This is a genomic window from Pseudomonas sp. LAP_36, from assembly GCF_019456785.1.
GTDB lineage: Bacteria > Pseudomonadota > Gammaproteobacteria > Pseudomonadales > Pseudomonadaceae > Aquipseudomonas > Aquipseudomonas tritici.
In genome coordinates this window covers 1-11,891 of sequence record NZ_JAHZMS010000014.1, presented here as the reverse complement: position 1 = coordinate 11,891, position 11,891 = coordinate 1, and the positions used below count along the sequence as shown (strand labels likewise).

The window sequence follows — 11,891 nt, the reverse complement described above, 5'->3', positions numbered from 1 at the left end:
AATAAACTTGCCCAGCCTCTTCGCGATCCTCTTCGGCCTGCTGTTTGGCGCCCTCGCGCTGCTGCTGTCACCGGCCAAGGCGTTCCTCGCCGTGATCGGCCTGGCCGGGACCGTGACCATTCTGCGCTTTCCGCTCTGGGGCTTGTTGCTGTTTGCCCTGATCGCCACGTTCATGCCGTACTCCACGGTCAACCTGGGCATTCGCAGTACCGTCAGCGAAGCCATCCTGGCGCTGACATGGGGCGCGGTGCTGTGGCACAACTTCCTGGCACGCTTGCCCGACACACCGAGCCTCTCCCGCCGGCCTACCGACCAGATGCTGCTGTGGCTGATGCTGTTCAGTGTGTTCCCGTTTATCGTCGGCCAGGTCACCATCCACGCCGACACCAGCGGTGTGGCCAACTGGTTGCGCTGGTTGTTGAGCCTGTCGGCGGTATTCCTCTGCGCCAAATTGCTGGTGGACCACAAGCACCGCGAATCGCTGGTAATCGCCCTGCTGCTGGGCAGCCTGGCGATGCTGGTGCTGTCGATTGCAGTGTTTGTGCGCACGCGCTCCGGGGCCGGCATTGCGCCGATCCTGGGGCTGTTCAACTACGCCAACTTCGACATGTTGAAGTTTGGCCTGGAGGCCATGTCTTCGCGCATGGGCTCGCCGTGGATGCACCCGAATGCCATCGGCGGGATCATGGCGTTGCTGCTGCCCCTGGCCTTCTGTTTCGGCATGACCGAGCAAGGCTGGAAACGCGCGCTGGGCCTGAGCGTGGCGTGCCTGGGCGCGGCGGCGCTGCTGTTGGCCAGCAGCCGCGGCGCGATGGTCAGCCTGGCATTGGTGCTGCTGTGGATGGCCACGCGCCGGGTGCCCTACACCGGCCGCCTGCTGATGATCGGCGCGGCGCTGACGGTGGCGTTGGTGATGGCTTATCCACCGTTGCAGGAGCGCCTGGCGACGATCTTTTCGTCGGATAACGCCAGTACCGAAGTGCGTTTCGACGAGTACCGCATGTTCCCGCAGGCGGTGGTGTCGTACCCGTTCGGTATTGGCTTCAAGGTCGATCCGCCCGTACCAGGCACGCATTTGCTAGGCATCTCGAACCTGTGGCTGAACTTCATCTACAAGACCGGCATCGTCGGCATGCTGTTTTTTGTGGCGGTGACGGTGCGCTGGTGGCGTGAAGCGCGCCCGGACAGCGGCCCGATCCGCCTGACTAAGGACAATGCGCTATGGCTGGGCACCAGCGCCGGGATTCTCTCGGCGCTGGTCAGCGGCCTGTTCGACCACTACTTCAGCTTTGCGGTGGTGATGGTCGCGCTGTTCTGGCTGATGGTGGGGATCAATGTGCTGGAAGCCCGCCGACTGTTTCCGGCGCGCCTGCCACAGGTAAAAAGCGTGGCGTTGCGCAAACCGCTGATTAATGGCGCGCAACCCTGATGCTGGGCTCCGCCGTCTGGCTGACCCTGGCGACACTGCTGGGCTTATGCCTGGGCTTCGCCCGCGAATGGTTGCTGGTGGCGGCCTGGGGGGCGGGTGAGCGCAGTGATGCGTTCCTGATCGCGCTGTTTTTGCCGGAGGCGTTGCGCATGTCCCTGGCTGGCGGTGTGCTGAGTGCCGCTGCGCTGCCGCTTTATCTCGCGCGCAAAGACGACGAGCGGCTGGGCTGGTTGGCGGTGTTGTTTCCGGCATTGCTGCTGATCGCGCTGTTCATCAGCCTGCTGCTGACGCTGGTGGCGCCGTGGCTGGTGCAACTGCTCGGGCCGGGCTTGGCGGCCAGTGCGACGGCGTTGGCAAGCAGCAACTTGCAGATTGTCGCGTGGTGCGTGCCGGGTCTGATGCTGCATGCACTGTTCAGTATTCCGTTGCAGGCCAGCGAGCGTTTTGTGCTGGCAGGCTTGGGCTCATTGTTGTTCAACCTGCCGCCGGTGACCTACCTCGCGCTCGCAGGCACCGCCACCCAACCGCACGCCCTGGCACTGGCCTGCCTGGCCGGCAGCGTGTTGATGCCGTTGGCGCTGCTGCCGTCGATGTGGCGTCAGGGTTGGCGGCCATGGCATTGGCAATTGTCATTGGCGCCACTACGGGAGTTGGGTCAGCGCATCGGCCCGCTGTTGTTGAGCAATGGCGCGAGCCAGGGCCTGGCGCTGATCGAGCGGCTGGTGGCGTCGTTGCTGGGGGAAGGCGCGGTGACCTGGGTCAACCTGGCGCGCAAGCTGATGAACCTGCCGCTGATTGCGCTAATGAGCCTCAACCAGGTGCTGCTGGGCATGATGAGCCGTCGCCAGGGCGATGAACGCCTGGCCCTGCTCAAGCGCGGCCTGGAAACCGCCAGCGTGCTGACCCTGCCCGCTGGCGTTGGCCTGGTGGCAGCGGCACCGAGCCTGGTGGCGTTGCTGCTGCCCAAGCAATCGGTGGACTCGCCGTTGCCGCTGTTGCTGGCCTGGTTTGCTGTGCCACTGGTGTTCGGCGCCTGGAACGCCTTGCTCGCGCGCTATGCCTATGCCGCCGGCGATACGCGCCAGCCACTGCGCTGCGAATTGCTCGGTAGCCTGGTCAATGTGCTGCTGCTCAGCGCTCTGCCTTTTGTGTTCGGCATGGCGGGCATTCCCCTGGCTGCGCTGGCCGGGGTGATCTGCACCGCGCTACTGCTGATGCAGCGCCAGGCCTTGCTTGGCGCCCTGCACTGGGCTCGGCATTGGCTGCTCAGCGCAGTGCTGATGGGCGCGGCGGCGCTGGCGCTGTTTCGGGTTGAAGACGTGTGGCTGCAACTGGGGCTGAGCACCCTGGCCGGCGCGGTGGTGTTGCTCGGGATGGGGCTGTGGCTGAAGCCGTGGCGCAAGGCATGAACGATCAATCGGGACGACTCAGATGAAACATCGCTGGATTCAAATGGATATTGCCAAGGGTATCGGCATCCTGGTGATCGTATTTGCCCACAGCTGGTTCGTCGCCACCTCGCCGGACTTGCTGTACCCGGTACTGGCGTCGTTTATCTTGCCGTTGTTCTTCTTTTTGTCCGGGGTATTCTTCAAGCCTGAACAACCGTTCGTGGAGATGGCGGTGCGCAAGGCCGATGGCCTGCTCAAGCCGTTTTTCTTCACCATGCTCACCTATGTGATCGTGCGCAGCATTCTGCGCGGCCAGCCGCTGCTACCGGATGTGGGTGGCGTGCTGTATGCCTCGGTGGACACCATCCCGTGGCAGGCGCTGTGGTTTCTGCCGCACTTCTGGGTGGCGATCCTGTTCAGTTGGGTGATGCTGCGGTTGATCCAGCGCTTGAAGCTGTCGCTGTGGTTGAGCCTCGCGCTGGTGGCACTGCAATTGATCGTGGGCGCCTGGATGCTGCCGTGGTTCTGGCAACTGCCGGTCACCTTGGGCGAGCATACGTGGGTGCTGCCCGGCCTGCCGTTCAGCCTGGATATCACGCTGATCAGCAGCACTTACTTCATTGTCGGCTACCTGTTGCGCGATTGGTTGCGCCGGCACTCGGGTTCCTGGCTGACGCTGTTGGTCTCGATCGCGTCGTTTGCCCTGGTGTTCACCTTCACCTGGGACACCATGGACCTGGCGCAGCGGCGCTACGACCACTGGTTCTGGACCACCCTGTCGGCCGCGATCGGCGTGTACGCCTGCTGGGCACTGGCGCGAGTAATGATGGTCTCAGACAGGGTCACGCGGGCCATGACCTACATCGGCCAGAACACCTTGATCCTGCTGATCTTCCACGGCGAGATCCAGCACAAGACCTTCGACCTGATGGAGCGCTTGGGGCTGCCTGCGCTGCCGGCGGCGTGCGTGAGTTTTGTGGTGGCGGTGGTGGTGCCGTTGTTGATCGGGGAAGTGATCAAGCGGGTGGCGTTTTTGCGGTTTTTCTACTTTCCGTTGCGTAAGGCGACCGGGGAGAAGGCGGCAACTTAAGGAACACTGGAAGATGCGCGGCATTGGTAGCTACACATCTCGAGAGCAACCTGTAGTGAGCGGGCTTGCCCCGCGCTGGGTGGCGAAGCCGCCCCAAACCAGGCGACTTGGTTTTGTCTGGAACTCGGCGGTGCCTCTATGGGGGCGGCTTCGCCACCCAGCGCGGGGCAAGCCCGCTCACTACAGGGTTGTGTAGGTACTTATAGCCATCGCGGGCAAGCCCGCTCCCACAGTGGGTTGTTTATTTCAGTCGTCGAGTTGTTGCGGGGCTGGCTTGCTGCCGTGCTTGGCCGGTTTGGCACCCTTGGCCGGCGCAGCAGCGGGGGCTGCGGGTTCAGGTTCTGCAGCGGCGGCAGCTTCTTTTTCGGCCATCGGCATCTGGTCAATGGCGCTGAAGAACTCCTTCAGATCAAGGGTATCCGGTGGCACGGTCTTCTCGACTTTCTTCTCACCGTCCTTGCCCACCAGGATCACTTTAGTGCCACTGCCGGCGCCCAGTTTGAGGGCACGAATCAGCGCGTTGGTTTCAGGCGGCGTGAGCTTTTTGTTGTCCTTTGGGTCCTTGGCAAACTTCTCCCCTTCGGCACCGATGCTGCCGAATTTCACGGTGTAGAACACCATGCTGCGCTCTTCAAAGGACTGCTTGGTCGCAGGCTCGTCCAACTGTTTCTTGAGGGTCGCCAAGGTGTCGTTGCCAGAATCAAGCTCCACCACCACCAGCGGCCGGGCTTTGCCCAAGTCCTGCTTGAGCGGGTTGATATCATCAGCAGCCAACAGCGGCCCCGTTAAAGCCATCAAGGTAGCCAGGGTCAGCGACCGGATGAGCATGCGCACCTCCTTTGAATTCCATGCAGGGTTCTTGAGTTTCATGTCTGCGACAGTCAAATTCAAGGATGATTCCTACACCACTTTAAGAAAGCGTAGGTCAGGGCGCCCGCTGCGCAAGGGTTTGATGGGTTCAACCGTCATTGTTTCCACTGATTGCGGAAACATCATGCGACCTTCCACTCCGGCCAATGCCTCGCAAATACGGGGGCGACAATGGGATCGGCATCCACTTGCCCCAGGCTCTGCGCAAAGCTCGGCGCCAGCCCGTTCAACGCGTCCCGTGCCTCGTCCCAGCGCGACACCGCTGCGGCCATCAAGCCCAGTGCATTCGGCGTGTGGTTCGGGCCAAACAACTGCCCGGCAAACTGATCGGCAAATACCACCCAGGCCTGGTGCAGGTAGCGCCGGGTGCCCGCAACAAGCTGCGCCTGCACCGTTTCGTCGACGTCGCCGATCCAGCGTTGCGGGTAGTCGATAATGCCGATCGCCGAATAGCAATTGGCTGCGATATACACCAGGCCGCGAATGATCTGCGCACGGTTTCCGGCCAGCAGGTCGGAGCCGGGAAACTCCAGGCCCAGGTGGATCAGGATCGCTGCGCTTTCCGTCAGCACTTGGCCGTCGGGGGTGACCAGGGTGGGCACCTGTTTGAGCGGGTTGATACGGGCCAGCTCATCACTGCCCTCACCTTCCGCCCAGGAGGCCGCGTCTACCCTTCGCCACGGCACCGCACATCGTTGCAGGGCGATTTCAATCATGCAGGAACCGGATTCGTCGATGCCGTAGAGCGTGTACATGGGCCTGTCCTCCTAGCGGTGCCTGTGCCCAAGAGTGCAAGTAACCACGGAGTCGAATCAAGTGTTTTAAAACAAGCCCATTTGCCCGCCGACCAGCGTGCTGAAATCGTCATTCACAAACGGCAGGATCGCGTCGGCCACCGGCTGCAATTGCCGGGTGACGTAGTGGTCGTAGTCGATGGGTGCTTGCCGCACTTCGAGGGGTTCCGGGCCGTTGACGCTGATCACGTAGCTGATCCAGCCACCGCGCTGGTATTGACGGGGGCGGTTCAGGCGGTCGTTGTATTCGTCCGCCAGGCGCGCAGCACGCACATGCGGCGGCACGTTGCGCTCGTAATCGTCCAGCCGTCGGCGCAGCCGTTTGCGGTAGATCAGCAACTCATCGAATTCGCCGCTCAGGGTACGGCGCACGTAGTCGCGTATGTAGTCCTGATGGGGCAGGCGATGGAAAATGCGCTGGTACAGCTCCTGCTGGAATCGGCGAGCCAGGGGCGACCAGTCGCTGCGCACGGTTTCCAGGCCTTTGTAAACCATTTCTTCGCTGCCATCGCTACGCACGACAAGGCCGGCGTAGCGCTTCTTGCTGCCCTCCTCCGCGCCACGAATGGTGGGCATGAGGAAGCGCGTGAAGTGGGTTTCGTATTGCAATTCCAGGGCGCTTTGCAGGCCGAACGCCGTTTGCAGGTGCTCGTGCCACCAGTCGTTGACGTGCTGCACCAACGCCCGTCCGATGCCGCTGGCCTCTTCCTGGGAATGCGCACTGCCGAGCCAGACGAAGGTGGAGTCGGTGTCGCCGTAGATCACCTCATAGCCTTGGGCTTCGACCAGTTCGCGGGTCTGGCGCATGATCTGATGACCGCGCAGGGTGATTGACGAAGCGAGCCGCGTATCGAAGAAACGGCAGCCGCTGGAACCGAGTACGCCGTAGAAGGCGTTCATGATGATTTTCAGGGCCTGGGACAGCGGCGCGTTGTGTTCGCGCTTGGCCACTTCGCGGCCTTCGGAAACCCGCGCGACGATTGAGGGCAGGCAGTGCCGGGTGCGGGAAAAACGCGCCCCGCGAAAGCCTTCCACCGACGTACTGTCATCGGGGTACTTGAGGCCTTCGATCAGGCCCACCGGGTCGATCAGGAAACTGCGGATGATTGACGGGTAGAGGCTTTTGTAATCGAGCACCAACACCGATTCGTAGAGGCCGGGGCGCGAGTCCATGACAAACCCGCCGGGGCTGGCCTGGGGTGGTTTGTCGCCCAGGTTTGGCGCGACAAAGCCCTGGCGGTGCATCAACGGCATATACAAATGGGTGAACGCGGCGACAGAGCCACCGTTGCGATCAGCCGGCAACCCGGTGACGCTGGCGCGCTCCAACAGGAACTTGAGCAGTTCAGTCTTCTCGAAAATCCGCGTGACCAGCTCGCAGTCCTTGAGGTTGTAGCGTGCCAGGGCGGGCTTGTCCTCGGCGAACATGCGGTTGATTTCGTCCATGCGCTGGTATGGCGTGGAGATGTCCTTGCCCTCGCCCAACAGGGTTTGCGCGACGTTCTCCAGGCTGAACGATTCGAAGCTCCAGGTCGCCGAGCGCAGGGCCTCGATGCCATCAATGATCAGCCGCCCCGGCGCCGCTGCGAAGTAGTGATTACGGCTACCGTGTTCGCGCCAGGCCATCGGCTCTTCGCCACGACCAAGCATCAGCGGCACGTTGAGGCGCTGGGCGTGTTCGTGGAGGACACGCAGGTCGAACTGCACCACGTTCCAACCGATGATCGCATCGGGGTCGTGCTGGGCAAGCCATTGGTTGAGGCGTTCGAGCAATTGCACGCGGGTGTCGCAGTAGTCGAGCTTGAAGTTCACCGCGTCGGTTTTGTTCGGCGGGCCGAGCATGTACACCTGGCGCTCGCCGCAGCCTTCGAGGGCGATGGAATAGAGATCGCCCTGGGCAGTGGTCTCGATGTCGAGGGACACCAGTTTCAGCGGCGGGCGGTAGTCGGGCGCGGGTTTCATCTGCGCGTCGCAGAGCACGCCGTTTGCGTCGGGAGTGCCACCGAACCACACCGGTGCGGTGATGAAACGCTCCATCATGTAGCGCTCGGGCGGGCGCACGTCACCTTCGTAGACATCCACACCGGCAGCGCGCAGGCGTTTTTCCACGTCCATCGCCTGGCGGTGCTGGCGGGTGTAGAGACCCAGGACCGGGCGATGATGAAAATCGCACAGCTGCAACGGGCGCAATTCGATATCGCGCTCACCCTTGAGCAGCCAATCCAGCGGCTTGCGATGGGCTTCGGGGATGAACATCACCGAGGTCTGCACGGGTAGGCGTATAAACCTAGGGCCGTGGTCGGTCGCCAGCCAAAAGCTCACCTCCGTGCCCGCCGGGGTATCACGCCAATGCCGGGTCAGGACAAAACCCTGCTGTAAATCCACCGTAACGCACCTCAGGAATCGCTTTCAGGGCGTGATTCTACTCGGCATCCGCGATCACGCGGCAGGCTAAGTGCGCGAAAGAAGAATTTGCGCATCGCTGACTCATCACTAGACTCAAGACTCCTCTCACATGGAAGTCTCATCAATGAGGCTATCTCGTTCCCTGCGCCAGGCGGTTGCCCTGGCTACCCTCCTGTCCGCCGGCCACCTGGTGGCCCACGCCGCCGATATCCCGCTGTCCAAATCCCTTGAAGCCGATGAAGTCACCACAAAGGTGCTGGCGGTGGACGCGGCCAAGCATCAGGTTGTGCTTGCAGGCGCTGAGGGCCGTGAGGTGCATGTGCAACTCACCGACGCTGCCAAGGACCTGGGAAACCTCAAGGTCGGCGACTAGGTCAAGGTGCTGACCACACACTCGGTCGCGGCCGTGCTGGATACCGACGTAGACAAGAGCGCACCGGATGCCAGCGAAAAAACCGGCGTAATCCGTGCCATTGCCGACAACCCCAACCCCGGCGGTGCAGCCTTCCGCCAGGTGCAGGTGCAACTGAAGATTACCCATATCGACCTGAAGAAAAACCAGGTGACCCTGGAGAATCCAGCGGGTGCGACGAAAGTGTTGAACGTTGAAAAACCGGAGATTCGCGCCGGCCTCAAAGACCTTAAAGTCGGGCAGAGTGTGGTGGTGACTTACACCGACACCCTGGAGATCACCACCGCTCACGAAAGCTGAGTACGGTGCAGAGGCGGGCATCAACCCTGATGCCCGTTGCGGTCAAGCCTGACGGGCTTGGCTCAGGTAAGTTTCGATGTTGCCCATTTGCTCATCCCAGCCCCGGGAGTTCATTTTGAAGGCTTTTTGCCGACGGGCTTCGGGCACAGTGTCAAAACCGGACTCGACCACACGCAGCAGAATGCCCGGTGCACGGTCCTCGATGGTAAATTCCACCAGTGTCGGGGTTTCCTGGTCGTAGTCGACCCCCGCCTCTACCGCAAAAGGGTGCCACCAGAAAGAGAACAACGTTTGCGGCAGGATGCGTTCGATCCTGGCCTTCCAGGCCACATGCTCGTAACCCGGATAAGTGATCGGCGCTTCGATGCTTTGCCCCACAACGAAGGTCTTACCTTTGAGGGCGATACCAAACCAATCGCCGAATTGCTCGGCGTCGGTGAGGGCTTCCCACACCTGTTTACGTGATGCGTCGAGCAGGACTTTACGTTCTATGCGATCTAATACGTGCATAAGTCACCTCCTCCATTGACAGTAGGCGACATCAAACAATGCGCAACCTGGGGTTGTAAGCAATGATGATGACCCTTCCTTGAACCGGCAATACGTTATGACTGACCCATTGAATGGAAGTTGCTTCTGCAAAGGCGTGCGCTACCAGGTGGACTGCCTCGACATGCCCATCAGCCATTGCCACTGCAACAGCTGCCGCAAGGTGCACGCGGCGGCCTTTGTGGCGACGGCCGGCGTGATGCGCGAACACTTTCGCTGGACGCGGGGCGTGGAGCTGCTGGCGTCTTTCGAATCTTCGCCAGGCAAACTCAGGCATTTCTGCTCGCGCTGTGGCTCACATCTGATGGCAGAGCGTGGGCATCAACCCCATGTCATCGTGCGGGTGGCGACGCTGGATGATGATCCAGGCGTCACGCCCACCGCGCATATCTGGACAGCCCATGATGTGCCCTGGCTTGCCTACGAAGGCGTAGAGCAGTGGGAGGAATGGCAGGTTTGATTTAAACCTTTGGGTCGCCAGGCGCCTTGGCCGGGGTTGCATATTGCGGCTTCAGGTGGCCTTCCTGATCGAGCAACCAGGCATCCATAATCTGACGCACTACCGGCCCCGCGACGCGGCCGCCGGCCTCGCCGTTTTCGATCATCACCGAGATCACGATTTTTGGGTGCTCCGCTGGCGCGAAGCCGACGAACAAGGCATTGTCACGGTGGCGCTCCAGGGTCTTTTCGCGGTTGTAACGCTCACCCTGCTTGATCGCCACCACTTGCGCCGTACCACTCTTGCCGGCAATGCGGTATTGCGCTCCTTGTGCGGCCGCGCGGGCAATACCGCGTGGATCGTGCATCACCAGTTGCATGCCATGGTTGACCTGTTCCCAATCGCGGGGGTCCTTAAGAACCACGTTAGGCATGGGGTTTTCATCCACGGGCGGCACGCCGTTGATGGTCTTGGCCAGATGCGGTCGGTTCCACACACCTTTGTTGGCGATCAACGCAGTGGCCTGGGCCAGCTGCAGCGGCGTCACTTGCATATAGCCCTGGCCGATGCCGAGGATCACGGTTTCACCCGGGAACCACGGCTGACGCCTTGTGGCGCGCTTCCAGGCCTGGGATGGCATCAGGCCAGCTGACTCTTCGAACATATCCAGCGACACTTTCTGGCCCAGGCCGAATTCCGCCAAGTAGTCATGCAGGCGGTCGATGCCGAGCTTGTGGGCCAGGTCGTAAAAGTAGGTGTCGTTGGAGCGCATGATGGCGGCATCCATGTCTACCCAGCCGTCGCCGCTGTGGTTCCAGTTGCGGTATTTGTGGTCAAAATCCGGCAGTTGATAGTAACCGGGGTCAAAGACGCGGGTTTGCGGTGTGACGACACCGCTGTCGAGGCCGGCAATGGCGACTTCGGGCTTGATGGTCGAGCCCGGTGCGTAAAGTCCTCTAAGGACCCGGTTGAACAGTGGCCGGTCGATGGAGTCGTGCAATGCGGCATATTCCTTGAAGCTGATGCCGGTGACGAACAGGTTTGGGTCGAAACTCGGCTTGCTGACCATGGCCAGCACTTCCCCGGTTTGCGGGTCGAGGGCAACCACCGAGCCACGGCGATCACCAAGGGCTTCTTCTGCCGCTTCCTGAAGGTGAACGTCGAGGCTCAGCACAATGTTTTTGCCCGGGATCGGATCCGTGTGCTTGAGCACGCGAAGTACGCGGCCCTGAGCATTGGTCTCGACTTCTTCATAGCCTACGTGACCGTGCAGCTCGGACTCGTAGAAGCGCTCGATACCGGTCTTGCCGATGGATTGCGTACCGCGATACTCCACAGAGTCGAGGGCTTTGGATTCTTTCTCATTGATCCGCCCCACATACCCGATGGAGTGGGCAAAGTGGGCACCCAGAGGATAGTGGCGAACGAATTGCGGCTCTACGTCTACGCCAGGCAGGCGGAATTCATTCACAGCCAGCAGCGCGATCTGTTCTTCGGTCAGCTCGTAAAACAATGTCACAGGCACGAAGGGGTGGCGTGCCTGTTTCAGCGCCTTGTCGAACACAGCGCGGTCTTCAGTCGGCAGGTGCAGCAAACTGACGATGGCGTCCAGCTCACCTTTGAGGTCAGTTGTGCGCTCACGGGTGATGGTCAAGTTGTAGCTGGGGCGGTTGTCGGCCAGCACCACACCATTGCGGTCATAGATCAACCCGCGCGTTGGTGTGATGGGCAACACGTGGACACGGTTGTTTTCAGAAATCGTGGAGTGATAGTCGTACTGCACCACCTGCAGGAAATACATACGGCCTACCAAGGCGCAGGTGATGCCAATCACTAACAGTGCGCAGGCGAGCAGGCGCTTGTTGACCAGGCGGTTTTCTTTTTCGTGATCTTTGATCGGTATCGGTTCAGGCATTTCTACAGCATCTCGTTGAAGAAGGTCGACGCCGCGTCCTGCGGATGAAAAATCAATCCCTGTGAAAATGTGCTGCACCATACCAAAAATGCAGAAACACTTTGTATCGATTTCCCCAACGGTATGCTGGATGGAGGATTTTTCATGGAGGCTCGGACTACGGCAACAGGAACTGTGACAAACCCTTCCTCCTAGCACTTTTCGACCGCCCAAAACAAAACCCCTGTTTGCGTTAGCAAACAGGGGTTCTGGAATTTAATCTTGACGATGACCTACTCTCACATGGGGAAACCCCA

Annotated in this window: 9 protein-coding genes and 1 pseudogene; 5 read left to right on the top strand and 5 right to left on the bottom strand. The window is 60.9% G+C overall.

Features of this window, described 5'->3' with window-relative positions:
* Position 1: 1 nt before the first annotated feature.
* The 3 genes from JBO08_RS26835 to JBO08_RS26825 are packed head-to-tail and all read left to right on the top strand — an operon-like array spanning position 2 to position 3,910.
* Positions 2 to 1,429, top strand: coding sequence for an O-antigen ligase family protein (locus JBO08_RS26835; RefSeq protein WP_309304245.1), 1,428 nt, complete (start codon positions 2 to 4; stop codon positions 1,427 to 1,429).
* Positions 1,429 to 2,838, top strand: a complete 1,410-nt coding sequence (locus JBO08_RS26830) for a lipid II flippase MurJ (protein ID WP_220075242.1) — start codon at positions 1,429 to 1,431, stop codon at positions 2,836 to 2,838. The genes JBO08_RS26835 and JBO08_RS26830 overlap by 1 nt, the downstream gene beginning before the upstream one ends.
* A gap of 22 nt (positions 2,839 to 2,860) precedes the next feature.
* Positions 2,861 to 3,910: an acyltransferase family protein gene (locus tag JBO08_RS26825; RefSeq protein ID WP_220075241.1), complete on the top strand. Its 1,050-nt coding sequence runs from the start codon at positions 2,861 to 2,863 to the stop codon at positions 3,908 to 3,910.
* A gap of 246 nt (positions 3,911 to 4,156) precedes the next feature.
* Here the strand turns inward: JBO08_RS26825 and JBO08_RS26820 are convergent, their stop codons facing one another.
* The 3 genes from JBO08_RS26820 to JBO08_RS26810 form a co-directional block, all read right to left on the bottom strand.
* Positions 4,157 to 4,738 (bottom strand): DUF4174 domain-containing protein, encoded by a 582-nt coding sequence (locus JBO08_RS26820; RefSeq protein WP_065874597.1) that lies wholly within the window; start codon positions 4,736 to 4,738, stop codon positions 4,157 to 4,159.
* Between the two features lie 164 nt (positions 4,739 to 4,902).
* Complete coding sequence (locus tag JBO08_RS26815; protein WP_065889176.1) at positions 4,903 to 5,535, bottom strand: glutathione S-transferase N-terminal domain-containing protein; 633 nt, start codon at positions 5,533 to 5,535, stop codon at positions 4,903 to 4,905.
* Positions 5,536 to 5,601: 66 nt separating this feature from the next.
* Positions 5,602 to 7,959, bottom strand: a complete 2,358-nt coding sequence (locus tag JBO08_RS26810; protein ID WP_065874595.1) for a DNA polymerase II — start codon at positions 7,957 to 7,959, stop codon at positions 5,602 to 5,604.
* Between the two features lie 145 nt (positions 7,960 to 8,104).
* Here JBO08_RS26810 and JBO08_RS26805 point away from each other — a divergent pair.
* Positions 8,105 to 8,692 (top strand): annotated as a pseudogene (locus JBO08_RS26805) (hypothetical protein).
* A 42-nt stretch (positions 8,693 to 8,734) separates the two neighbouring features.
* Here JBO08_RS26805 and JBO08_RS26800 read toward each other — a convergent pair.
* Entirely contained in the window at positions 8,735 to 9,202 is a 468-nt protein-coding gene (locus JBO08_RS26800) for an SRPBCC family protein (protein ID WP_049709134.1), read from the bottom strand.
* Positions 9,203 to 9,299: 97 nt separating this feature from the next.
* On the opposite strand from JBO08_RS26800, the gene JBO08_RS26795 reads away from it, so the two are divergent.
* Positions 9,300 to 9,701, top strand: a complete 402-nt coding sequence (locus tag JBO08_RS26795) for a GFA family protein (protein ID WP_065874594.1) — start codon at positions 9,300 to 9,302, stop codon at positions 9,699 to 9,701.
* Between the two features lies 1 nt (position 9,702).
* Here JBO08_RS26795 and mrdA read toward each other — a convergent pair whose 3' ends face one another.
* Positions 9,703 to 11,595 (bottom strand): penicillin-binding protein 2, encoded by a 1,893-nt coding sequence (gene mrdA, locus JBO08_RS26790; RefSeq protein WP_220075240.1) that lies wholly within the window; start codon positions 11,593 to 11,595, stop codon positions 9,703 to 9,705.
* Positions 11,596 to 11,891: the final 296 nt, after the last annotated feature.